A 23369-nucleotide genomic window follows, 5' to 3' on the forward strand; every position below is an offset into this window, starting at 1 on the left:
GCAAGGGAGTTACGCCAGCGTTACTGGCCGGATCCGATCGCTGGTGGAGGCACGTCGCCCAGGGCGCACCCTCGGGAACGCGCCAACATCGGCGGGCCTGCCGAGAGGTTGGGTGACGTGCGTTGACGATGCGACGAGGGGTTGCTGAGGATGGGCGCGTGCACAGCGCCCGGCCGGCAACGTCACCCCCACCAACCGTCCTTGAGGAGGAAGCGTGAAGCGCTCCCATGCCCTTGCCGTGTCCGTTCTCGCCCTGGTCTCCGGCACGGCCGTGGCGGCCAACGCCGCCAACGCGGCCGGTACGGCCCATGGTGGCCCGGCCGCCGCTCCCACGCGGCATTCCCTGTCCGCGGATGCGGCCTGGTGCGAGCAACAGGGCGGCAAGGCGGAGACCCGCGTCCCCTATTACACCGGCACCGGCAACAAGATCACCCCGCTTGGCGGTGCGCGCGAGATGTGCGTCTTCGCCGCCGGCGACGGCAGCAAGATCATGATCGCCGCGGACACGCTGGCTGCGGACAAGCCGACCCTGGCCGCGCTCGCCTATGTCCGCAAGCCCGACGGCCCGAGCAGCCCCGGCAACCCGTCCATCGCCTACTGCCAGGGCATCAACGGCACCGCCATGTTCGGCAACAAGCCCACGGACGGCGGCGGCTGGGGCCCCAAGAACGAGACCGACCCGTCGAAGGCGACCTCCGCCTGCATGTTCGCCGACGGCTCGGTGATCGACGCCTGGGGGCTGAAGTACCACAAGGGCGGGGTGATCCGCGGCACCGATCTGACGAAGAAGTTCCGCGCCGCCATCCCGGGCGCCTGACACCGACCCGCCCCGAGCCGTACCGGCCGTACCGGGCCGACGACGGCGTGATCACCGGCCCCCACGTTCGGCCCTCGACCGTGTAGCCGCTGCACGGCGTGGTCACCGTGGCGGCGGCCTTCCTGCCCAGCGCCGTAGTTGCTACCGGCGAGCACAGGGTGCGGTCGTCGAGGCCCACGCAGACCAGCCGGGCAGGCCGGATGGTGCGCACAGCACTCCGCCCCGCCGGATGAGATCCAGCGGGGCGGAGTACGCCAGCAACGCCCGGTACTACGCCAGGTCACTGCGCGTCGTGGGGGACGAAGTTGGGCGGTGCCACCGTGCGGTGGCGGATGGCGCAGAGGACGGTCGGGCGGCTCAGCGGCCCAGCGCCCTCAACACCGCTTCCGCCATGGCGCGTTCACCGGTGGCATTGGGGTGCAGCGGCGCGGCCGGTGAGGTTGGTACGAGACCCTCGATCCAGGGGGACGAGGAACAGCTGTCGTGGCCCTTGGTCGGCCCGAGGGTGTCGACGTACGTGGCGCCCGCCGCGGTGGCGGTCTTGGCCACCTTGTCGTTGAGCTCGCCGATGAGGGAGCGCAGGAAGCGGAGATCGCCGGTCGTGACGGGCATCTTGCCGAAGCACTTCATCGGGTCGTCGGGGAGCACCGCCGGGTAGCCGACGATCACCACCTTGGCCTTGGGAGCCTTGGCGGACAGCTTGTGGAGGCCGTCAGCCAGCCGCGCTGCCCCCGAGTCGAGCCGCTTACTGAGCGTGTCGCCGTAGAAGTTCCGACAGGGAGCTCCGAAGGGATCGGTCACGGCCAGGGCCGTGCAGGCGACCACGACGTCGACGAAGCCGACGTCGGAGGTACCGAGGTCGTTGCCGCCGAGAGTGAGGGTGACCAGGGACGTGTCGGGCGTGACGGCGTCGAGCTGGGGGCCGTTGACGACGATCCCGGCGTCGGTCTGGGGCGTGGTGAGGGCGCTCACTTTGGCGCCGGCGCAGGTCTTGTCCACGTACGAGGACGGGGACAGGGCCGCGGCGACGAGGTGACCGTAGTTGTGGTCGGATCGCAGGCACAGTCCTGCGGACTGGGCGGGGACGCCGGCCCCGGCGGCGTAGGAATCCCCGAGGGCCACGTATTTTCCTGTCCCGGCCGGGGCCGCGGCATGAGCGGAGGCGGGAGTGGTGGCCATCGTGAGGGCGGAAGCGAGGAGCGCGGCGCCGGTCAGTACGGACGCGCACCTCCCGGTGCCTGTGATGCGCACGGCGTCGGCGGTACCGGCAGTGCTTGTGGTGCGGGTTGTTGCGGCTCTGGGCACAGTTCCTCCTGGGGAGGCAACACGAGGGAACACGGTCCGATACCGGCCGGTAACGTCCTCGTATCGTGGCGGCCGGACACCTCGCGGGCCATGTGCCGACGCACAGCACCTCACCTGCCTCTGTTGTCCCAGGGCACAATTCGCCCCCTCCCCCACCCGGCCCTTTGTAACCTGCGGGCATGAGCCGCACGCCCGACGCACCTGCCGAAATCGCCCCCATAGCGGCTTCGTTGCTGACCCGCACCGAGGAACTGGGCGCCAGAATGGCCCGCCGCATCCGCTCCCAGGTGACGTACTACCGAGGTGACGAGCACGTCTCCTTCGAGGAGTTGACGGCATCGTGCCGACGCAACTGTGAGCAGGTGCTCCAGCAGCTCGTCGACGGCCGCGGCGGGGACATGGCGCCGGCACAGGAGACCGGCCGCGAACGAGCGCGCCAGGGAACCCCGTTGGCCGAGCTGCTGCACGCCTATCGCGTCGGGTCCGAGGTCCTGTGGTCCGCGATCGCCGCCGAAGCCCGTTCCACCGAAGGTCTCACCACCGAAACGATCATGTCCCTGGCCGCATGGTGGGTGAACGGAGGTCTCGCGGCGTCGGCCAGCGACGCGTACCGCGAGGAGGTCTCCGAGCTGGTGCTGCAACGCGAGCGGGAACGGTCGGCCATGGTCGAGGCCCTGTTCACCGGCCTGCTCACCGACCGTACGACGCTCTGGGAAGCCGGCGATGTACTGGGCCTGCCGACCGGCGGACCCTATGTCGTGGTCGCCGCCGAGGTTCCCGGCCCCGGCCGGGAGGCGCTGCCCGGAATCGAGGCACGCCTCCGTACCGAACGGCTGCGGTCGGCCTGGCGCCTACTGCCGGACCTGCACGTCGGCGTGGTCGCCGTCCAGCACCCGGGAGCCGATGAGACGGTGCTGCACGTCCTGGAGCGGTCGCTCGCCGTCCGCGTAGGCGTCAGCCCCTCGTACCGTGACCTACGGGAGACCCCCAGGGCCCTCCGGCTCGCGCGGTTGGCGCTCACCGGTGCACGCGGTCGCCCCACGGGCATCGCGCGCTTCGACAACAGCCCGGCCGCGCTACTGGTGGCAGCGGCTCCGGACGAGGCGGGGCGGATCGCCCGCGCCGTCCTCGACGGCGTACTGCGGCTACCGGCCGGCGAGCGGGACCGCCTGCTGGAGACCCTGGAGTGCTGGTTCGCCGCGGCCGGCTCGGCGGCCGCGGCGGCGCAGCTCCTGTATTGCCACCGCAACACCGTCCGCTACCGGCTGCACAGACTGGAGGAGCTGACGGGGCGCTCGCTGCGCGATCCCCGGGCGGTGGCCGACCTCGCTGTCGCCCTGCATGCGCTGCGGCTGACCCCCGGCGAGTAGCTCGTCACCGCCCCAGCCCCCCAGACCGCTACCGACCACCCGGCCGGGCTCCCCATCGCGGGTGCCTCCTCCGATCAGCAGTCGGCTTACCGCAGATGACGGTGCGTACGGATTCGGGAGGGGTTATGTCCGGCGGCGGCTGGCGCGCAGCGCGATCCGCGGTGCCAACAGCGTCTCCGGGCGGCGGTTGAGCGAGAGCACCGCGAAGAACGCTTCGGACACCACCGGGTCCGTATTGGCCGCAGCCACCACCCGAGCCATGTAGTCCTGCTGCATCCTGCCGAACCGGCCCGGCTTCGGCCCGTCCGTGCCTGGATACCGGGAATCCTCTCCCGTAGCGATCGCCCAGGCGGCCTGTGGGCACTTCGCCACGGCCTTCTGCATCTCCCGCGCCCGGGCGGCGATCTCCACCGGCTCACGCGCCGAGACCTGGTCGGCGATCACCTGGGCCTGCAGCGCCGCAACCGTCATCCCATGCCCATAGACCGGGTTGAACCGGCACAGTGCGTCCCCGATCACGAGGAACCCACGCGGCCAGCGCTTCGCGCGCTCGAAGTGCGTCCACTCGTTCGCCGTCGCCCGGAACGCCACCGCGTCCGACAACGGCTCGGCATCCGTGAGCGCCTCCGACAGCTCTTCGGAACGCAACGATGAGGCGAAGGCGAGCCAGTCCTTCTCCTCGATCGGCGGCTGATGCTCACCTTGCCCAATGAGCGTGACCAACCATCGCCCGCCCTCGATCGGAACGATCACCCCGCCGCGCGGCAGGTCCGGATTGCCCTGTACGTACATCGCCTTCCAACCACCCTCGGCAGCCGGGCGTCGGTAGTACCGGGAGGAGTAGCCGAGATGCGCATCGAACCGGTCCGTGGCCGGCGTGGGGTAGCCGAGCTGGTGCAGCCAGTCCGCGGTGCGGGAACTGCGGCCGGTGGCGACCACCACCAGCCCCGCGTCCATCGTGAACTCGGGGCCGTCCTTGCCCCGCTCCCGCAGCCGTACGCCCCCCACCGCCCCCTCGCCCCGCCCCGGAACGAGTCCGGTCATCTCATGACGGGCCAGCATGGTGATCGTGGACCGTTCGGCGATCCTGCGTCGCAGAGTCGACTCCAACAGTTCGCGCGAGGCGGAGAGGTAGTGCGATCCCGGCACGCCGGTGAACCACTGCGCAGCCGAGAGCCAGCGCATCTGTTCCGGGGCCTCGATGACGACGGCTCCGGCTGCTTCGAGGTCCGTGACGACACCCGGCAGAAGCGCATTCAACGCCTCCAGTCCGCGCGACCACAGCACGTGCACATGCCTCGACTGCGGTACCCCGGCCCGGAATGCGGCCGCCCCGTCGGTGAATTCGTCCCGCTCGACCACCGTTACGTGCTCGAACCGCCTCGCCAGCACCTCAGCGGCGAGCAGACCGGACACCCCGGCTCCCACCACCACCGCATTCCCCATCGCATCGGCCGTCAACGCGCACCCCTCCTCTGTTGATTGCGTTCCGCATCATCCCGCACACCAGGAGTGAGCAACAGGGCGCAACCGTCAGCGCCGCCCTTGGACGTCACCCCTGCGGGGTCCACGTACGGCGTCTGCTGGTCCGGGGCGAGACTGGGACGGTGCGCGCGAGCCGCAGACAGTGCTCACGGAAGCGGCACTGGCTCCAGGCAACGGTCGATTCGGCATTGCCGCGTCGATGCCGTACAGTTCAACCTACCGACGCGGGGTGGAGCAGCTCGGTAGCTCGCTGGGCTCATAACCCAGAGGTCGCAGGTTCAAATCCTGTCCCCGCTACTCGAAAGTGAAGGCCCGGTTTTCCACCGGGCCTTCACTGTTGTCGGACCGCCGCGACCGGCCGCGAGGCGACTGGGCTAGAAGTGTTTGGCCCCCTCCGCGATGGCCTCGCGGATGCGGTGGTAGGTGCCGCAGCGGCAGACGTTGCGGATCTCGTCCAGGTCGGCCTCGGTGATCTCGTGGCCGGCGGCACGGGCCTGCTTGACCTTGGCGACCGCGGCCATGATCTGGCCGGGCTGGCAGTATCCGCACTGGGCGACGTCGTACTCCAGCCATGCCTCCTGCATGGGGTGCAGGTCCTTGCCGACGGTGGCGGGCAGCCCCTCGATGGTGGTGATCTCGTCGTCCGGTCGGACGTTCTTGACCGGTACGGAACAGGGGTTGAACGCCTTGCCGTTGATGTGACTGGTGCATGCCTGGCAGACGCCGAGGCCGCAGCCGTACTTCGGTCCGGTGACGCCCAGGACGTCGCGCAGCACCCACAGCAGCCGCACATCGTCCTCGACGTCCGCCGTGACGGGCTTGCCGTTGAGGATGAAGGTGTGTTCGGGCACGGTCGCTCCTTGCGCTCCTAGTAGGCCGCTTCCAACGGGCCGCTTCTAGTAGGCGCGGTCCAGGCCGTCGGTCGGCGATTGCGGGATCGGGGGGACGGTCGGCAGCGGCTCGAAGCCGAGCGGGCCGGAGTGGTTGAGGGGAAACGTCGTCGGCATGGTGCCGGTGGCCGCGCCGTACGCGCAGGCGACCGCGGCCGAGGCGGCGCCGACCGCCAACTCCCCCGCGCCGCCGGGCTTGCCGCTGGTCGACGGCATGACCACGATCTCCAGCTCGGGCGGGGTGTTCCACTGCCGGGTGTAGAAGTAGTTGTCCCAGCTGCCCTCCAGGAACTTCCCGTCCTTGAGGTGCAGACCCGAGGTGAGGGTGATGGCGATGCCGTCCATGATTCCGCCCATCATCTGGGCCTGGAGGCCCTTCGGATTGACGGCGAGGCCGACGTCGACGGCGCAGACGACCTTGGTGACGCGTGGACCGGTGTAGGCGTCGGGGATGTGCCGTCCGGTGGTCTCCGGGCGGCAGTCGATTTCGGCGAGTACGGCGACCACTCCGTGGTATTCGGGGTGGACGGCGATGCCCTGCGCCATACCTGTCGGCAGCTGCCGTCCCCAGTCACCGAGTTCCGCGACCTTGTCCAGTACGGCCCTGGCCCGGTCGTCCTTGACGAGCCGCCGGCGGAAGTGGAGGCGGTCCTTGCCCATCTCGTCCGCGAGCCGGTCGATGATGAGTTCCTGCGCGCACCGGACGTTGGGCGAGTAGATGTTGCGCATGCTGCCGGTGTTGAAGCCCTTGTCCACCTCGTTGAGGAGCTGGGTGGTGAGTCCGAGGTTGTAGGGCGACTGCTGAGTGAGCGTGAAGATGGTCTCGGAGAAGGTGAGGTCGCCCACCGGCAGCTTGGCGGCCGACGCGGTGATGATCTCTCCCAGTCCGTGGCCGAAGTCGGTGGACACGGAGGTGTGCCGCTGTTCGTACGTGAGCACCTTGCCCAGCGCGTACGTCGCCCGTACGCGCGAGGTGGCCATCGGATGCGTGCGCCCCTGCCGGAACTCATCGGTGCGGTGCCACATGAGCTTGACCGGCTTGCCCATCGCCTTGGAGGTCTCGGCGGCTTCGAGTGCGGCATCGGAGAACAGCTTGCGGCCGAACGAGCCGCCGCCTTCGGTGACATGCACCGTGACCGCATGCGGCAACAGGCCCAGCTTCGCCGCGATGGTCTCCTGGGCGACGATCGGCGACTTCAGGGCCGCCCAGATCTCGGCCCGGTCCGACCGCACGTCGGCCACCGCGCAGTTGGGCTCCAGCGCACTGTTGCTGGCGAAGTGGAAGGTGAAGGAACCCTCGACGGTCTTGGCCAGCGGGTCCAACCTCGGTACGGCGAGGGGGACTTCTGCCGCCTTCAGCTCACGCAGGACCGTGTCGTCGGACGCCCGCTCCGCCGTCCCCGGGCCCCAGTCCACCTTGAGCGCGCGCACCGCGTCGATGCACTGCCCGAAGGTCCGGGCGCGTACCGCCACGCCCGTCGACATGGTCGCGACGTCGGTGACGCCAGGCATCGCCCGTACCGCCGCGAGGTTCTGCACGGAACGCACCGTGCCGTTGATCGTGGGCGGCCGGCACACCATGGCCGGCGATGCGCCCGGCACGTGCAGGTCCATGGCGAACTGCTTGCGACCGGTCACGCTCTCCCGCGCGTCGACCCGGTTGCGCGCGGTGCCGATGACCGAGAAGTCGGAGCGTGGTTTGAGGTCGGTGGCGACCCGTACGGTCTTCCAGCTCGCGGCCTTCTCCGCGAGCGAACCGTAGGTCGCGCTCCGGCCGTTCGGGGCGCTGATCACACCGGCCTTGCTGGTCAACGTGGATATCTCGGCGCCGAGCAGGTCGGCCGCGGCCTCCAGGAGGCGCTTCCTGGCGATCGCGGCGGCGACGCGGATCGGTGTGTACGTGGAGATGGTGGTGTTGGAACCGCCGGTGAGCTGGTTGAAGAGCAGTTCCGGGCGCGCGTCCGCGAGGGTGACGCGGATCTTCTCCAGCGGCAGGTCCAGTTCCTCGGCGATCAGCATGGCGGTGGAGGTGGTGATGCCCTGGCCCACCTCGGCGCGCGGCAGGGCGAACGAGGCCGTGCCGTCGTCGTGTACGTGGATGGTGATGAGGGCGGCCGTCGGCAGCGCCGCAGCGGTGAGCATGTCGTTGAGGTCGAACAGCTCGGTCAGTTCGGGGAGCGAGCCGACCGCGGCGTGCGCCGGAGTGGTCCCGACCGCCGCTTCGCCCAGTTGAGCGGCGACCGCGAGGGTCGGCGCCGCCAGGACGTAGCCGAGGAACCTCCGGCGGCCGATGGCGGCCTGGGTGCTCTGCTCGCCCGAGGTGTCCTGGGTGCCTGGGGCAGCGGCCTCGGTGTGCTCCTGTGCCAGACGATCGTGAACGTCCATCATCTGTCCTCTCGCGGAGCATCATTGACCGGCCTACCGGATGGTAGCGAAAGCATGCGCACGACAAAACTGCGGGGGCGACAAGTCGTTGGCATCGGTTCGCCCAGGCGCACCTCCGCCGCCGGCACGATCGCGGGGTGACGGGCTGTCAGCGTGCCCCAACTCTGGTTGGCGGAGCCGGGTTGGTGGCAGCATCTGTCGGTATGGAATTCTCCGAGGTGGTCCGCCGTCGACGCATGATCCGGCACTACTCCGGCAAACCGCTGGCCCCAGAGGTGGTCGAGCGGATCCTCAACGCCGCACTGCGAGCGCCTTCGGCCGGCTTCTCCCAAGGCTGGGCGTTCCTCGCCCTGACCGATCACGCCGACCGCGCCCGCTTCTGGCCGTTCGTTCCCACTCGGGTCGAAAAGACACCGACCATGCAGAACGCCCCGCTGGTCGTGGTGCCCCTGGCCCACAAGGCGGCCTATCTCGAACGCTACGCCGAGCCCGACAAGGGATGGGAGGACCGCGCCGAGGCCCGCTGGCCCGCTCCGTACTGGCACATCGACACGGGGATGGCCGCACTCCTCATGCTGCTGACCGCCGTCGACGAAGGACTCGGTGCCTGCTTCTTCGGCATCATGCCCGAACAACTACAGCCCTTCCGCGCCGAGTTCGGGGTCCCCGGCGAGTACGACCCCATCGGCGGGATCACGATCGGCTACCGCGCCGACGACCTCCCGGCGCAGAGCGCCCGGGTCGCCGAACGCCGACCTGCTGCGGACGAAGTCGTCCACCGCGGGCACTGGGGCCGACACATCTGACGGAAACTGACAGAACAGAACAGAACCGCCTTCGGATCGCCGGATCGTGGCCGTGCTTGAGTGATCTTGGTCAGTCGTCCTTGGTCAGGCCGGCACCCATGCCGGCACCCATGCCGGTGTCTGTGCCGGTGTCTGTGCCGGTGCCCGCGCCTGTTCCGGTGCCGGTGCCGGTGCACATGCCCGTGCCCGTGAGGCGGTCGGCATGGCGTCCGCGGTCGCGCAGGGCGACCCAGGCCGGGATGAGCAGCAAGGCCAGGGCCAGGGTCCAGGCCGTGATGCGTGGCGCCGCAGCCACCGTCAACGCCAGATCGGGCGGCACTCGGCAGGCCACGTGGTCGGTGCCCCACCGCGCGCAGGCGAAATGATCGCGTGCGGTGAAGGCGGCCAGCGGCAGCAGCAGCCCCGCGCCGAGGGTGCCGAGGATTCCGTGCAGAGCACGCAGTTCGCCGCACGCGTGTCGCCACGCGACGACGAATCCGACGGCGAGTTGCAGCAGCGTCGCGAGCGCCACCGGATAGAGCGCGAAGACCGCGCCGACCCATTCGATAGGCCAGGGGAAGACCACGGCACAGCACAGATGCCACAGCCACAGCCCGATCCCGGCAGCGGCGCCGAATACGGCGCCCTGTGCCAGGGCTCGCAGGGGGCGCAGCCGCGGCGGAGCGAGGAGTGTCGCCGAGGTCTCGGCCGAGACGGCCTGGAGCAGGAACCGTTCGGGCCCTGCGGTGGACGCCTCGGCGCGAGTGCGCGCGAAGAGCCGTACGCCGAACCGTGCGGCAAGCGGGAGCCCGACCGTGGCCACGACCAGCGCGATGACCCACAGCGGCGGTGTGAGCACGGCGGTCGTGGAGAACACGAAACCCAGGAAATTCAACGGCGTTGGAAGGAGGTTCAGCGGGCGCGGCAGCGACAGCAGCTCGAAGCCTGGAGTACCGGCGGCGTATGCCTGTCCCAGCCAGACACTCAGCAACGCGACGCCGGCCGCGCACCCGCCGACGGCCACCAGCCTGGGACACCGGCCGGCCAGTACCACGGGTGCCCACACCCGTGCCGTCGCCGCGTTCCACCGAACGAATCCGTAGCCGGCGACCCCGAGGATCAGCCACCACGCCAGCTGGATCGGCAGCGAGTCGGCGACGCCGAGGGCCAGCGCCGTGTTGTGGATTTTGTCCCCGAAGGTGCCCACGATGAGCCCGGCCGACATGGCGAGCCCGGTGCGATGGGCGTCTTTCCACCGACCGTGGTTCAGGCGTGCGGCCAGCGTCGCGCGCCAGATGCCCATCGCCACGCCGCCGCCCAGCAAGACGGAGGGGACGACGGCGGTCAGTGGGCCGCCGCGGTCGGCGAGGCGGGTGGCCTCCTCGGTCCACTCCACCACCTGCTGGTAGACGAGAGAGCAGGTCAGGGCCAGTCCGAACGCTTCCCGGGGACCGAAGCCGAACAGCAGCCGCGGGTCGCTCAGGGCCGCCAACCGCTTTGCGGCGGTGGGATGCGGGCGCAGGAAGGCGGGGAGGCGGCGGCCAGGCCGTTCGAGGCCGTGCTGAGCAGCGAGTACGCGTCGTAGCGAGTCGGCTCCGCGGGTCCATACGGCGACCCGGGCGTCCGCGTACAGTTCGCGGCTGCGCAGCACCGCGGTGCTGGTGAGGACGACGGTGGCCGCGAGTGCGCACTGGGTGAGGACATGCAGCAGTTGGTAGAGCAGGCTCGTGGGCAGCAACAGCCACCCGACCAGTAACGCGAAGGGCGCGGTGACGGCAAGGGGAACCGCGACGGCGGCGACGAACGGCCGGTAGCAGATGAGCGTGAGGAAGGCGATGTCCACGTCCCGGTTGCGCAGGTGCGCCAGTTCGTGGAGGACTATCGCGCGGAAGGCCCCGGGATCCCGCCGGTGCAGTTGCAGCAGTCCGGCACTGAGCATCACGTAGCGACGACCGACCCGGCCGAAGGCGAGCCCGCTGGGGGCCGGGTTGCGCCAGTCGACGACGAAGCACACCCGGCACCGCAGCTCGGCCAGTGCCATCAACTCGTTGAGCGTTCGCAGGATGTCGGCGCATTCCGTGGTCGGCAAGGGCCGCAGTCGGCGCCGGCGGAGCCGGTAGGCCGGCAGCAGCCAGTACACGACGCCGACGGCCAGCCACAGTGCCCCCAGGGCCGCCAGTTCCATGGCGGTTTCGTTGCCGAAGTTCGGCGTCAGGCACTTGCGGATGAGGTCGCCTGGGTGGGTGGCCGTGTCGTGGAAGTTCTCGGCTGCGCAGGTGAGGGCTTCGGTCATGCTGCCCAGATCGCCGCCCAGCCCGAAGTAGGCCGCTGTGCCGGCCGCCCCGCCCAAGGCCGCCGCCATGGCTGTGGTCGTGCTCAGGATGAGCAGCGCGAACCGCAACGAAGTCCCCGACGGCATCCGAAAGGGATGCGGCATGCCCACGGGAGCGCCGACCCCGGGAGCCGGCGCGCCGCTCATGAGGTGTTCTCCTCCCCGTCCGCGGCCGGTGGCGGTGCCTGTACCCCGCCGACGATGGCGTCCGCCAGCAGCCTCGCCTGTGCGGGCGGCAGTCCCAGGGCGGTGGCCCGGTCGTAGGCGATCCGCCGCAGCCGCTCCGGATCCTCGACGCGGGGGGCCTCCCGACCGTTCCGCTCCCCGTTCCGTTCCACGGCGCGTGCGGCGCCGGGCGCGGCGAACGGGTTGCCCGCACCGCCGTCCTCGCCGGCGTCACGCCGCGCCCGGCGCCGCCACCAACCCCGCTGCCGCTCCTGGCGCATGACGTCGGTGGCGATGTTCCCCGCGACGGCCGCTGCGACCGGCAGCGCGAACTGCGTCAGCGTCCCGATGACGACGGCATCGATGCCGATCCCCAGCGGCTCCTGCCGGGCCTTCCGGTGCTCCCGCCTCGGATCGTCGAAGTATGCCTGGGCCGTCTCCTCGAAGAGCGCCAACTCCTCCGGCGCCAAGCGCCGCACGGCCTCCCGGGCCAACTCCCGGGCCCGTCGTGTCTCGCCGTCCCCCCACGCGCCCACCGGCAGCCCCCCGTCTTCTGTTCGCCAGCCCCGCCGTACGAGTATCGACCCCCAACTCACCGCGTGGTCAAGCCTTTTGGCCGTTCTTGCCGCACGCACGGCACCGTCCGTCGCCCCCGGAGTGCCGCGCGCCGTAGCGGCGGAACAACGCGATTGTCGCCCGGTGGAATCGGGCTCAACCGGCCCGGGTCTCAGCCGTCCCCGCCCGTGGTCTCGTCCTGGCCCTCGTCGAACAGCATGCGCAGGGCCACCGCGCGGTAGTGGCGAACGTGGCGCAGTGACGCGTCGGCCGCCGCCTCGATGTCACGCGAGGCGATCGCCTCGGTGAGGGCACGGTGCTCCTCGTACAAGGCGCCCGGGTCGTCGATCTGTTGGAAGAGCCAACGCAGCCGGCCCTCAAGGGACTCCAGCGTGGCGGCGAGCAACTCATTGCCCGCGAGTTCCACGATCCGATGGTGGTAGGCGAGGTTGGCCCGGTTGATGTGGTCGGCCCGGCCGGTCACGGTGGCCTTGCGGGCGGTCTCCAGCAGCCGGGCGAGTTCGTTGAGCCCTTCCGGCGTGGTGCGTTCGGTCGCGCGCCGGGTGGCGAGCACCTCCAGGGCCTCGCGCATGTCGAAGAGGTTCTCGACGTCGCGTCGGGACATCTCCTTGACGACGATGCGGCGCGGCGAGAGGGCCTCCAGTACGCCCTCGTTGAGCAGAATGCGGATCGCCTCACGGACCGGGACGCGGGAGACCCCGAAGCCGTCGGCCAGATCCCGCTCCACCAACCGGTCGCCCGGCTTCAGCCGCCCGGTGGCGATCTTGTTGCGTAGCTCTTCCAGGACCTGATCTCGCAACCACATCGGGCTGGTGGGGGCGGCGTCCGCCCTCCGTGCCCCCGATTCGGTCCGGTCCACGTTCCCTCCAGGTCTGGGGTGCCGCCATGTTTCGGAAGTGTCACGGTATACCAAACCCTTGACGCACCCCCGAGGCATCCGCATCCTTTGGTATACCAAACTGCGGAGCCGTTGCCTCCGCGTGTCCTACTCACCCCTTCTGACCAGGCGAATCGAGGGCTTGGCATGAGTATGTTCACGGCGAGAAAGGCCGCCGCCAAAACCACCGGACACGATGACTCCCGCCCCACACGGACCCGCTGGGCGATGTTCCTCCTCCTGCTCGGCATCGTGGCCCTCAACTACATCGACCGCGGCTCGGTCTCGGTCGCACTCCCACTGATCACCAAGGACCTCGGGCTGTCCAAGCAGACCACCGGCCTCGTCCTCAGCGCGTTCTTCTGGACGTACGCGCTGATGCAGATCCCCGGTGGTTGGCTGGTCGACCGGTTCGGCTCACGCGCCATGGTCTCCGCCTCCTGCATCGGCTGGGGAGCGGCCCAGGCACTGACGGCGGCCGCCTCCGGCATGGGTTCGTTGCTCGGCTTCCGGCTGTTGCTGGGCGCGGCCGAGTCCCCGGTGATGCCGGCCGGCGGCAAGCTCAACGCGCAGTGGCTGCCTGCCCGGGAGCGCGGCCGGGGCGCGGTCCTGCTCGACGGCGGTGCCCCGCTCGGCGCCGCCATCGGCGGCATCACGATCTCCACACTGATTGCCTGGACCGGCAGTTGGCGGATCAGCTTCCTCGCCGTGGGCGCCGCCACCGTCGCGGCCGGCCTGTTCGCCGCCCACTTCATCCGCAACCGCCCCGCCGACCATCCACGCGTCAACCGCGCCGAGGCCGACTACGTCGAGCAGGCGCACGCCGAGGAGGACGCGACCGCCCCCACCGACCGGCGCACGGGACTGCTGCCGTACCTGCGCCACCGCTCGTTCTGGGCCATGTGCCTGGGCTGGATGGGCTTCAACGGCGTCTTCTACGGACTGCTCACCTGGGGCCCGCTGTACCTCTCGGAGGCCAAGGGCTTCAAGATCCAGACCATTGGTTGGTCCACGCTGGTGATCTTCGGGGCGGGCTTCGTCGGGGAACTCTGCGGTGGCTGGCTCTCGGACCGCTGGCAGGCACGCGGCGGACGGGTCAACACCGTGATGCGCACCCTGATGGGCATCGCCGGATGCGCCGTCGTCGCCGGGATACTCGGTGTCGTCCTGGTCCCGGACGCGATGACCGCGGTCGCGCTGCTCTCCGTGGTGCTGTTCTTCCTGCGCTGGGCCGGCCTCTACTGGTCGCTGCCCTCGATCCTCGCCGGACGGGCCAACGCCGGTGTGGTCGGCGGCGCGATGAACCTCGCCGGGAACATCGCCGGGATCGTCACGCCCATCGTGGTCGGCTTCATCGTCGGCGGCACCGGCTCCTACACCTGGGCGCTGCTCTACTTCGTCGGCGCCGGCGTGCTGTTCACGGCCGCGTCCCTGTTCCTCGACTACAGCAAGCGGCTTGCCGTCTGACGCCGAGAAACAGCCGCCGGGAAACAGACGCAGAAATCCCGACACAAAGACACCAACACAGCGACACCAACACCAAGGCACCGGCACAAAGGCACCGACACAGCGACACCTGCGCAGCCACACCGACGCAGAAAAGCGCCGGAGACACGGAGAAGACCCCCAGACATGTATCGCATCGGAATGCTCACCCCGTCCTCCAACACCTGCCTCGAACCCGTCACCGCCGCGCTGCTGCACGGCAGCGGACTGGCGAGCGCCCACTTCGCCAGGGTCCCGGTCACCCGGATCGCCCTGGACAACGGTTCCAACGCCCAGTTCGACATCGAGCCGATGCTCGCCGCGGCGCGGCTGCTCGGCGACGCCGAGGTCGACGTGATCGCCTGGAACGGCACTTCGGGTTCCTGGCTCGGCGCCGAGCGCGACCGGGCGCTGTGCGCGGCCATCACCGCCGAGACCGGCATCCCCGCGACGACCTCCACCCTCGCGCTGCTCGACGCCTGCGCCGCGTACGGGGTAACCCGCCTCGGCCTGGCCCTGCCCTACACGAAGGACGTGGCCGACCGCATCGCCGCCACCTACACGGCCGAAGGCGTGGAATGCCTGGTCGCCGAGCCACTCGGCATCGACGACAACGCCTCCTTCGCCCGTGTCCCGTCGGACCGGGTCGCACAGCAGATCAAGGCGGCCGCCCAGGACACCCACGCGGTGGCCGTCGTGTGCACCAACGTCCACGGCGCCCACCTCGCCGCGCCCCTCGAAGACGCCCTCCACCTCCCGGTCCTCGACAGCGTCACAGCGACCCTGTGGAAGACCCTGGACCTGGTCGGTGCCGCTCCCGCCCTGCCCGGCTGGGGCACCCTGCTGCGCACCGGCAGCCTGCGGGCCCAACTGCAAGAGGCCGTGCGCGAGTTGCTCTCCGCGACCGGTGCGGACCGCACCACACTACGTCTCGACGTACCGGAACACGGCCTGCACGTCGACCTCACGGCGGCCGAGGCACTGCGCCCCGGCATACGGTCCATCCGCCGCGACGCCTCCCTCGACCAACGCCGACTCAACACCGTCGAGTGGCTGGAAGAGCACCGGACCCCGCTCGTCCAGCCGCACTTCCATACGGCCCCCCACCCCCCACAGGCACTCGTCGACGTGTACGGCGTGCACGCCCAGCTGCTCGGCCCGATCGTCCGGGGAGGGGCCATGACCGGCTGGTTGTCGGTCCACAGCCGCGACGAGCGCGAGTGGACCGACGGCGACCGGACCGCACTCGCCGCAGCCACCGCCCGGGTCCGAAGCGCCCTGGGCACCTACTCCTGACCCGCCTCCCGCCTGCTCTTTCTGCACGCTCCCCGCTTCGCAGCGGCTCCACACAGCGCTACCGAAAGGCCCTCCCATGACCAAGGACATCAAGATCTGCCTCGGCGTCGACGTCGATGCCGTGGCCGGCTGGCTCGGCTCGTACGGCGGTGAGGACTCCCCGAACGACATCCAGCGCGGCGTCTTCGCCGGCGAGATCGGCATCCCCCGCATGCTCACACTCTTCGAGCGCTACGGGATCCGCACCAGTTGGTTCATCCCGGGCCACTCGATAGAGACGTTCCCCGAGCAGACCCGGATGATCGTCGAGGCCGGCCATGAGGTCGGCGCGCACGGCTACTCACACGAGAACCCCATCGCGATGACGCCGCGTCAGGAGGAGGACGTCCTGGCCAAGTGCGTCGAGCTGATCGAGGAGTACACCGGCCGCCGCCCCCGCGGCTACGTAGCACCGTGGTGGGAGATGTCCCCCCACACCGCGGAACTGCTGCACAAGTACGGCTTCTCCTACGACCACAGTCAGAACTACCGTGACTTCACGCCCTTCTACGCCCGTGTCGGCGACAGTTGGACGAAGATCGACTACTCGCGCGACGCCAAGGACTGGATGAAGCCGCTCATCCACGGCAGCGAGGTCGACCTGGTGGAATTCTGCGGCAACTGGTACGTCGACGACCTCCCTCCGATGATGTTCAACAAGCACGCCCACAACAGTCACGGCTTCGTCAGCCCGCGCGAACTGGAGCAGACCTGGCGCGACCAGTTCGACTGGGTGCACCGCGAACTCGACTACGCCGTCCTCCCCGTCACCCTCCACCCCGACGTCAGTGGGCGTCCCCAGGTCCTGCTGATGCTGGAGCGCTTCATCGAGTACGTCGGCGGCCACGAAGGCGTCACCTTCTGCACCCTTGAGGACGCCGCCGACGATTTCCGCCGCCGGTTCCCGTTCACCGGAACGGAACGCCCGGCCGACATGCGCTGAGCACCGATCCACCCGGCCCGGCGCCGATGATGCGCCGGGCCCAAGTGCCCTCCGCAGGCACCGGTCGGCACCGCACCCGCATGCGGGCCGACTGGGCGACAGGCAGTACCCACGCGCCGACGGCGTCACACACCACGGTTGAATGCTCTGCACTTGGTGGATGACGAGGAACGCGTGCGGGTAGGCAGCACGCCGACGACGGCAGAGGGTGAGGATTCTGGTGGCACGTACGAGGCTGCGGGACCGGTTACGGTACTGGTTCGACGCCACGATGGACCGGGGGACGCCGGCCCTCATCGGCTGGCTGGGCCTGGCCTCGGTGGCGTTGATCGTCGCGGTGACCGCACTGGTGACCCTGTTCGCCCGCAAGGACGCCGGGGAGAACGGCGGCTGGCCGGGCGTCGCCTGGATGAGTCTGCTGCGGACGCTCGATCCCGGCACGATGGGCGGGGACTCGGGCGGGCCGGTGTTCCTGGCGCTCATGCTCCTGGTGACCATCGGCGGGATCTTCATCGTCAGCGCGCTCATCGGTGTGCTGACGACGGGACTGGAGGCCCGGATCCAGGAGCTGCGCAAGGGCAGATCACGACTGATCGAGCGCGGGCACACCATCGTGCTGGGCTGGTCCGAGCAGGTGTTCACGGTGATCGCGGAGCTCGTCGAGGCCAACCAGAGCGAACGGCGGTCGTGCGTGGTCATCCTCGCCGACCGTGACAAGGTCCAGATGGACGACGAGATCCGCCGCCGGGTGCCGGACACCGGCCGCACCCGGGTGATCTGCCGGTCCGGGAGCCCCCTTCAGCGGGCGGATCTGGAGTTGACGAGCCTGGATTCGGCGAAGTCGGTCATGGTGCTGCCGCCGGTCGGGGACGACAGCGACACCGACGTCATCAAGGTGCTGCTGCTCCTCAACAGCCGTCCCTGGAAGGGCACTCGGCGGCCGCATGTCGTCGCCGCAGTGCAGAACTCCCCCAACCTCGCCGCGGCCCGGCTGGCGGCGGGCGACACCGCGCTGGTGATCGACGCGGACGACATCGCCGTACGGCTCATCGTGCAGTCGCACCGCCAGTCCGGCCTGTCCACGGTCTTCGACGAGATCCTCAGCTTCACCGGCAACGAGATCTACCCCTTCGCTGCGAAGGCGCTGCACGGCACCACCTATGGGGAGGCGCTCAACGAGTTCGACCTCGGCGCTCCGGTGGGGTTGCGCACGGCCGCCGGCGACACCCTGGTCAACCCTCCGATGGACACGGTCATCGGGCCCGGCGACAAGGTGCTGGTACTCGCCGAGGACGACCTCGTCATCCGGTTGGCGAACGCCCGGCCCACCCCGATCGAGTCGGCGATCACCTCGGCTCCGGCCCGGTCACCGGAATCGGACCGGACCCTGGTGATCGGCTGGAACTCCCGCGGGGCAAAGATCATCACGCTGTTGGACCGCCTGGTGGAGCCGGGCTCGTTGATCGACATCGCCGCCCCGCGCCGCCCCACCGAAGACTTCCAGGAAGCCGGCGTGGAGAACCTCACGGTGGGTTTCAAACCCTGCGAGCCGACGCTCCGCCCGTCACTGGAGTCATTGGACCTGGGCCATTACCGGCACATCATCGTCCTGACCGATGACGACATCGACCCCGAACGGTCGGATGACCGTACCTTGGTGACGCTGCTTCACCTACGGGACATCGCCACCCGGTCCGACTGCCCGTACTCGATCGTCACCGAGATGAACAGTGACGCCAACCGTGAGATCGCCCAGGTGACCAAGGCCGACGACTTCATCGTCAGCACCAAGATAATCAGTCTCCTGCTGACACAGCTGACCGAGGACCGGGAACTGCACGCCGTCTTCAGCGACCTCTTCGACCCGGCAGGTTCGGAGATCTACCTCAAGCCGGCCGTCAGTTATGTCGTTCCCGGCGAGACGGTGAATTTCGCGACGGTCGTCGAGGCCGCTCGGCAGCGCGGCGAGACCGCCCTCGGATACCGGCTCGCCGGGCAGAGCGACGTACCGCCGAGGTACGGAGTCGTCCTCAATCCGTCCAAGACCGCACCCCTGTCACTGGGCGACGGCGACTCCGTCGTGGTGCTCGCCGAGGACGGCCGCGTGCACATCGGCCTCCCGGAAGCCAGGCATGCCCCCGTCGTGGAGAACGCAGGACCTGACGCGGCGACACCCTCGTAGGGCAGGGTCAGTGGGCGCCGTGGATGCAGAAGGGCTGGCCGGACGGGTCCAGCAGGACGGTCCAGTGCTTTCCGCCCGGCTGGTGGGCGGGCTTGGTGGCGCCCCGCTCCAACAGCCGCTGCTCCGCCGCCGCGACGTCGGGGAAGGTGAAGTCCATGTGGAAGGGCAGTTCTTCCTCGGGCCAGGTGGGGGCCGTGAAGGACGCGGACGTATAGAAGAGGTACATCGCGCCGTTCACGTAGAAGGCGCAGGCTGCCTCGTTGCCCTGCCCGTCGGGGTAGGTCTGGGACACCGTGGTGCCCAGGGCGGTGGCGTAGAAGTCGGCCAGGGCGCGGCCGTCGCGGGCCCACATCGCGTGGCACATGATCGTGCCGTTCAGGGGGCCGTCGGTCTTCGTGGTCATGGTCAGCGCACGACCTTGATGCCGAAGTGGGTGCCGAAGCCGAGGGCGTTGCCGATGGCGCCGTGCATGTGGGCGTACATCTCCATGGCGCGGGCGGTGATCAGCGGGCCGAGGTCGAGGACGTCGGTCCAGCCGTAGGCCCGCAGCAGGTCGGTGACCTGCTGCTTGGCCTCGGCGTCCGCGCCCGCGATGAACATGGTGTGGTCGCCGTCGCCGATGGCCCTCGGGTCGACGACGGTGGCCTGCTCCTGGGTGACGAACGCCTTGACGACGTCCGTCCGCGGCAGGGCCCGCTGGATCTGCTCGCCCAGGCTGTCGCTGTCGCAGGGGTCGAGGATCGGGTTCACGCCCCACGGGGTGGGCCAGGGGCGCTCGATGTCCGGGTTGTAGAGGTAGGGAACGGCGTAGTCGATCAGGGTCTTGCCGGCGAGTTGGTCGGCGATGGCGGACAGGGCGGTCACGGCGTTGTGGCCGTCGATGCCGTTGATCACCAGGCCGTCGGAGGTGGCCGCGGCGTCGCCGAAGGTGCGCAGCTCGATGCCGGGGTGGTCGGCGAGGAACTGCTTGAAGGGCGGGTTGCCCATCATGTCGGGCTCGGTGCGGGCCAGCGTGGCCTGGGGGTCACGAGTGCCGACGGCGACCTCGTGGCCGAGTTCGGCGAGCTTGGCGATGTGGGCGCGGGCACCGCCGCCAGTCCCGAGAACAGCGATTTTCATGCAGAACCTCCTGATTTGCCCCGTGCGGATGATTTCCACCGTAAGGGCATTTCAGGACAGGTCCTGTCCTTTGTGAGTCGTTGGAAGGCGGCGTCTTGGAATGCGCGGCCGGCGATATGACCGCCCGCATGCCGCGGCTCAGACGGTGGCCTGGGGGGCTGCCGGGCTGAGGTGGTGCACGACGGTCCGTTCGGCGTGCGGGGTGAGGAGGGTCTGGAGTTCCTCCGCCGCGGTCGTGAGGAGATGACCGTCGCGGGCGGCGTGGAGGGTTTCCAGGACGAAGGTGACGTGGGTGGAGTCCTCGGTGACGCGGGTGCGGTGGGCGTCGCGGTGGTTCCAGTGGCGCGTCAGAACGTCGGTGGTGTCCGCGTAGATGATCTCGCCCGGCTTGGGGTGCTCGACGGTGTCGGGTTCGCCGAGCGGGGTGAAGGACTCGGTGCCGTCCGCGTGGCGGATGACGACGTCGCCGGTGACGTGGTCCAGGTCGAAGGCGCCGGCAGGCAGGCCGTGACGGACGGAGACGGCGTTGTAGGCGTCGACGGCCGGGGTGATGCGCGGCAGGGTGCCCTTCTTGGCGAGGCGGCGACCGAGCGCGTCGACGCTGGGGCGGATGCGGCGGGGGTTGGTACCGAAGGAACGGTAGGCGGTGTGCCAGGCATCGATGCGGGGGTCGGTCTCGTCGGCGGGACGCCAGGTTCCGTCGGCGAGCTGTTGCTCCAGTTCCTCCATGGCGACGGCGGTGTGGGGCCAGGATTCGCGGCCGCGCAGGCCGGTGGCGGTGACCAGGGCAATGAGGGTGTCGGGGAAGGCGTCTGCGACGGCGGACGTGAGGCGGAAGGCAGGCATGGGCGGGGTTCCGTTTTCTGTGTATGGGCGGGTGGCACGGCTTTCGGGGGCCGAGATGATGTCTGTCGCCGGCAAGGGGATGGGGTCCGTCGCAGGCCAGGAGGTGGGGTCCTTGGGAGGTGGAGTGAGTGGGGACGGTGAGGGGCGGTGACTGGGCGGGCCGTTGCCGCTCAGCCGTCCGACGTCAGCCATCCGACGTCGTGACCTTCGGCGATCTGGGTCTACCGTTCGGCTTCGTCCCGGCTGGCGTCCCCCGGGTGAACCAGCATGCTGTTCTCCCTCGTTCGGTGATGGGGTGGGCTGCGGACTTGCTCGGGCCAGGCGGCTTGGTCAGGTCAGGGAGCTTCCTCAGGCCAGGGGGCTTCTTCAGGTCAGGGCGAGGAGGCTGACGGCGATGGCCGCGGTGCCCAGGCCGACGAGTTGGCCGCGGTGGATGCGTTCGGCGAGTACGCCGCGGGCGAGCAGGACCGTACCGGCCGGGTAGAGGGCGGTGACCACGGCGACAACGGTGAGGTCTCCGCTGCGGGCGGCGAGCAGGAAGAGCAGGTTGGCCACGGAGTCCAACACACCGGCGGCCGCCGAGACTCCGTACGCGGGCCGCTCGGAGCCCAGCTTGCGGCGCATGAGCCCCGCCGCGGCCAGGGTGACGGCCGAGGAGACCGCCCGGCCCACGATCAGCGGAGCCACCCCGCTGTCGGACGGCGCCTGGTGCAGGCAGACCAGTTGAAGGGCGATGGCCGCGCCCGCACCGAATGCCAGCAGCAGCGCAGTACGGGAAGGGCGCGCCGAACCCGCGCCGTGTCCGGCGCTGACCAGCACCACCGCCACCAGTGCGAGCGGCAGGCCCACCAGTCCGGCGGCGGCCAGGCGCTCACCCTGTAGCAGCCCCACGCCGACTGGCAGCGCGGCGGAAAACAGCGCGGTCACGGGCGACAGCACGTTCATCGGACCGATCGCCAGGGTGCGGTAGAGCAGGGCGAACGCGGCGGCCGAGGCGACCCCCGAGGCGGCGCCCCAACCGAGGGCCCCGGGGCTGAACGACGCGCCGAGCACCGGCCACAGCAGCAGCTCGACCGCGAGACTGGCCGGCGCCGCGATCATCACGGTACGCAGCACATGAGCCTGACGGGCGCCAAGGCCGCCGAGGAAGTCGGCGCACCCGTAAGCGAGTGAGCTGCCGAGGGCGAGCAGCAGAGCGATCACAGCACATCCCTTACTATTCATTGGAACGACCGAACCGTACAATGGACCGACCGGGCGGTGTCAACCAAACGACCGAGCGGTGCATTCAAATAGTTCGGCTTCAGATACTTCAGCTAGTTCAGACAGTTCAGCTGCGAGGATGGTGATCAGGTGGCCGAGACAGCCGCAGCCCTGCGGGCGGTCGCGCACAACGTCAAGGCGGCCCGCCTCCGCGCGGGCCTGTCCCTGGACGAGCTCGGCCGACGCGCCCAAGTCAGCAAGGGCGCACTGGTGGCGCTGGAGAAAGCGCAGGGCAATCCCAACCTGGCCACCCTGGTGCGGTTGGCCGACACCCTCGGCATTTCGGTATCCACCCTGATGCAGGGGCCGCCCGAAGGGCGCGTCCGCGTCACAGCCGCCGACACCGTGGCACCACTGTGGACCGGAGCGCGGGGCAGCGAGGCCCGGCTCATGCTGACGACCTCAGGCCCGGCCCCCGTCGAGGTCTGGCGCTGGCGACTGGAGCCGGACGAGGAGTATCCCAGTCACCCCCACCAGGCCGGAGTCGTGGAAACCGTCAGCGTGACCTCCGGCCGGATGACCTTGGTCGTCGACGGCGCCGAGCACACCGTCGAAGCCGGCCAGACCGCCACGTTCGACGGCGACGCCCCGCACGCCTACCGCGGCTCAGGCACCGAAACCTGCAACCTGATCATGACGGTCCACCTGCCGCCCAACCCCGCTTCCACAAGCTGACTCGCACGGCAATCACCTGACACGACCGTCGTCGGCTCATCCGGCGACAGCACCGGCTGGCGCCAGCCCCCACCCCGGGCCGCACCGCACCGCACCATCATTAGCCCTTTTTGTCTGAAATTTCACATAAAATCCTTGTTAGTGTCGTGAGGCCGCCGTAGGGTCTATAGCGTCGCGGCCGGAGCGTTCCGCCGGAACCAACCTCACGGGACCGCCTCGACGGGCGCACCCGAATCGTCATCGATCCGGGGAAGCCGCGACGACGTTCGACGCTGCACAGGAGGCGAAGATGACCTTCAAGGCATTCTTCCCCCGTCACCGTAAGAATGATCGGGGCCGTTACGGCCGCGACTGCGGAGACTGGGATGACTACGGACGCGGATGCGGAGACGATGGATACGGCTACCGCTGGCGAGGCCGTGGCGACCGCGTCGTCATCATCTTCTGATGAGGACCTGATCCCCTGACATCACGTCGCATCGCATTGCGTTGAGTTGCCTCGCATTGAGTTGCATCACATCGCATCGCAACCGA

At 69.6% G+C, this 23369-nt stretch carries 19 protein-coding genes and 1 tRNA gene; 9 read left to right on the top strand and 11 right to left on the bottom strand.

The features are described 5' to 3' along the window. The first annotated feature begins 214 nt into the window (after window positions 1–214). A complete protein-coding gene (locus tag ACFVT2_RS20890) occupies window positions 215–817 on the top strand; it encodes a hypothetical protein (RefSeq protein WP_390019851.1) in 603 nt (200 codons plus the stop codon). A gap of 357 nt (window positions 818–1174) precedes the next feature. On the opposite strand, the gene ACFVT2_RS20895 is transcribed toward ACFVT2_RS20890, so the two are convergent. Next, window positions 1175–2068 (bottom strand): SGNH/GDSL hydrolase family protein, encoded by an 894-nt coding sequence (locus ACFVT2_RS20895; RefSeq protein WP_390019854.1) that lies wholly within the window; start codon window positions 2066–2068, stop codon window positions 1175–1177. A 233-nt stretch (window positions 2069–2301) separates the two neighbouring features. Here ACFVT2_RS20895 and ACFVT2_RS20900 point away from each other — a divergent pair, with 233 nt between their 5' ends. After that, on the top strand, window positions 2302–3492 hold the full coding sequence (locus ACFVT2_RS20900) for a PucR family transcriptional regulator (RefSeq protein WP_390019856.1): 1191 nt from the start codon (window positions 2302–2304) through the stop codon (window positions 3490–3492). 123 nt (window positions 3493–3615) lie between these two features. Here ACFVT2_RS20900 and ACFVT2_RS20905 read toward each other — a convergent pair whose 3' ends face one another. Beyond that, on the bottom strand, window positions 3616–4953 hold the full coding sequence (locus ACFVT2_RS20905; protein ID WP_390019859.1) for an FAD-dependent oxidoreductase: 1338 nt from the start codon (window positions 4951–4953) through the stop codon (window positions 3616–3618). A gap of 247 nt (window positions 4954–5200) precedes the next feature. Here ACFVT2_RS20905 and ACFVT2_RS20910 point away from each other — a divergent pair. After that, window positions 5201–5274 (top strand) — tRNA-Met (locus ACFVT2_RS20910). A gap of 77 nt (window positions 5275–5351) precedes the next feature. Here the strand turns inward: ACFVT2_RS20910 and ACFVT2_RS20915 are convergent. Then, entirely contained in the window at window positions 5352–5828 is a 477-nt protein-coding gene (locus ACFVT2_RS20915; protein ID WP_100601953.1) for a (2Fe-2S)-binding protein, read from the bottom strand. 45 nt (window positions 5829–5873) lie between these two features. Continuing rightward, window positions 5874–8255 (bottom strand): molybdopterin cofactor-binding domain-containing protein, encoded by a 2382-nt coding sequence (locus tag ACFVT2_RS20920; protein WP_390019862.1) that lies wholly within the window; start codon window positions 8253–8255, stop codon window positions 5874–5876. A 200-nt stretch (window positions 8256–8455) separates the two neighbouring features. Here ACFVT2_RS20920 and ACFVT2_RS20925 point away from each other — a divergent pair, with 200 nt between their 5' ends. After that, entirely contained in the window at window positions 8456–9058 is a 603-nt protein-coding gene (locus ACFVT2_RS20925) for a nitroreductase family protein (protein WP_390019865.1), read from the top strand. 70 nt (window positions 9059–9128) lie between these two features. Here the strand turns inward: ACFVT2_RS20925 and ACFVT2_RS20930 are convergent, their stop codons facing one another. The 3 genes from ACFVT2_RS20930 to ACFVT2_RS20940 all read right to left on the bottom strand — a co-directional run bounded on the left by ACFVT2_RS20930 (window position 9129) and on the right by ACFVT2_RS20940 (window position 12969). Continuing rightward, window positions 9129–11456 carry a M48 family metalloprotease gene (locus ACFVT2_RS20930; RefSeq protein WP_390019868.1) on the bottom strand — a complete coding sequence of 776 codons (2328 nt, stop codon included), beginning with the start codon at window positions 11454–11456 and terminating at the stop codon, window positions 9129–9131. A 56-nt stretch (window positions 11457–11512) separates the two neighbouring features. After that, complete coding sequence (locus ACFVT2_RS20935; protein WP_390019871.1) at window positions 11513–12070, bottom strand: hypothetical protein; 558 nt, start codon at window positions 12068–12070, stop codon at window positions 11513–11515. Between the two features lie 191 nt (window positions 12071–12261). Beyond that, complete coding sequence (locus tag ACFVT2_RS20940) at window positions 12262–12969, bottom strand: GntR family transcriptional regulator (protein ID WP_390019873.1); 708 nt, start codon at window positions 12967–12969, stop codon at window positions 12262–12264. A 165-nt stretch (window positions 12970–13134) separates the two neighbouring features. Between ACFVT2_RS20940 and ACFVT2_RS20945 the strand changes: the two genes are divergently transcribed. The 4 genes from ACFVT2_RS20945 (at window position 13135) to ACFVT2_RS20960 (ending at window position 18932) form a co-directional block, all read left to right on the top strand. Then, window positions 13135–14454, top strand: a complete 1320-nt coding sequence (locus ACFVT2_RS20945; protein WP_390019876.1) for an MFS transporter — start codon at window positions 13135–13137, stop codon at window positions 14452–14454. Between the two features lie 165 nt (window positions 14455–14619). After that, window positions 14620–15768 carry a GAF domain-containing protein gene (locus ACFVT2_RS20950; RefSeq protein WP_390019879.1) on the top strand — a complete coding sequence of 383 codons (1149 nt, stop codon included), beginning with the start codon at window positions 14620–14622 and terminating at the stop codon, window positions 15766–15768. Window positions 15769–15844: 76 nt separating this feature from the next. Next, a complete protein-coding gene (locus ACFVT2_RS20955) occupies window positions 15845–16750 on the top strand; it encodes a polysaccharide deacetylase (RefSeq protein WP_390019882.1) in 906 nt (301 codons plus the stop codon). Between the two features lie 220 nt (window positions 16751–16970). Continuing rightward, a complete protein-coding gene (locus ACFVT2_RS20960; protein ID WP_390019884.1) occupies window positions 16971–18932 on the top strand; it encodes a potassium transporter TrkA in 1962 nt (653 codons plus the stop codon). Window positions 18933–18939: 7 nt separating this feature from the next. Here ACFVT2_RS20960 and ACFVT2_RS20965 read toward each other — a convergent pair whose 3' ends face one another. From ACFVT2_RS20965 to ACFVT2_RS20980, 4 genes are all read right to left on the bottom strand, one after another. Next, the gene (locus ACFVT2_RS20965) at window positions 18940–19335 is read right to left on the bottom strand and encodes a VOC family protein (protein WP_390019887.1); all 396 of its coding nucleotides are present in this window, start codon (window positions 19333–19335) and stop codon (window positions 18940–18942) included. Window positions 19336–19337: 2 nt separating this feature from the next. Then, the gene (locus ACFVT2_RS20970; protein WP_390019890.1) at window positions 19338–20051 is read right to left on the bottom strand and encodes an NADPH-dependent F420 reductase; all 714 of its coding nucleotides are present in this window, start codon (window positions 20049–20051) and stop codon (window positions 19338–19340) included. Between the two features lie 138 nt (window positions 20052–20189). Further along, a complete protein-coding gene (locus ACFVT2_RS20975; RefSeq protein ID WP_390019892.1) occupies window positions 20190–20897 on the bottom strand; it encodes a B3/4 domain-containing protein in 708 nt (235 codons plus the stop codon). 366 nt (window positions 20898–21263) lie between these two features. Then, on the bottom strand, window positions 21264–22100 hold the full coding sequence (locus tag ACFVT2_RS20980) for an EamA family transporter (protein ID WP_390019895.1): 837 nt from the start codon (window positions 22098–22100) through the stop codon (window positions 21264–21266). A gap of 150 nt (window positions 22101–22250) precedes the next feature. Between ACFVT2_RS20980 and ACFVT2_RS20985 the strand changes: the two genes are divergently transcribed. Further along, on the top strand, window positions 22251–22835 hold the full coding sequence (locus tag ACFVT2_RS20985; protein WP_390019898.1) for a helix-turn-helix domain-containing protein: 585 nt from the start codon (window positions 22251–22253) through the stop codon (window positions 22833–22835). Window positions 22836–23369 lie beyond the last annotated feature (534 nt).

It is taken from the genome of Streptomyces sp. NPDC058000, from assembly GCF_042886435.1.
Taxonomy (GTDB): Bacteria; Actinomycetota; Actinomycetes; order Streptomycetales; family Streptomycetaceae; genus Streptomyces.

What these genes read in the sequence shown, in the direction of transcription:
- ACFVT2_RS20955 (WP_390019882.1), top strand. Translation starts at nt 15,845, where the DNA reads ATGACCAAGGACATCAAGATCTGCCTCGGCGTCGACGTCGATGCCGTG.
- ACFVT2_RS20925 (WP_390019865.1), top strand. Translation starts at nt 8,456, where the DNA reads ATGGAATTCTCCGAGGTGGTCCGCCGTCGACGCATGATCCGGCACTAC.
- ACFVT2_RS20945 (WP_390019876.1), top strand. Translation starts at nt 13,135, where the DNA reads ATGAGTATGTTCACGGCGAGAAAGGCCGCCGCCAAAACCACCGGACAC.
- ACFVT2_RS20950 (WP_390019879.1), top strand. Translation starts at nt 14,620, where the DNA reads ATGTATCGCATCGGAATGCTCACCCCGTCCTCCAACACCTGCCTCGAA.
- ACFVT2_RS20965 (WP_390019887.1), bottom strand. Translation starts at nt 19,335, where the DNA reads ATGACCACGAAGACCGACGGCCCCCTGAACGGCACGATCATGTGCCAC.
- ACFVT2_RS20970 (WP_390019890.1), bottom strand. Translation starts at nt 20,051, where the DNA reads ATGAAAATCGCTGTTCTCGGGACTGGCGGCGGTGCCCGCGCCCACATC.
- ACFVT2_RS20975 (WP_390019892.1), bottom strand. Translation starts at nt 20,897, where the DNA reads ATGCCTGCCTTCCGCCTCACGTCCGCCGTCGCAGACGCCTTCCCCGAC.
- ACFVT2_RS20900 (WP_390019856.1), top strand. Translation starts at nt 2,302, where the DNA reads ATGAGCCGCACGCCCGACGCACCTGCCGAAATCGCCCCCATAGCGGCT.
- ACFVT2_RS20930 (WP_390019868.1), bottom strand. Translation starts at nt 11,456, where the DNA reads ATGCCGTCGGGGACTTCGTTGCGGTTCGCGCTGCTCATCCTGAGCACG.
- ACFVT2_RS20920 (WP_390019862.1), bottom strand. Translation starts at nt 8,255, where the DNA reads ATGATGGACGTTCACGATCGTCTGGCACAGGAGCACACCGAGGCCGCT.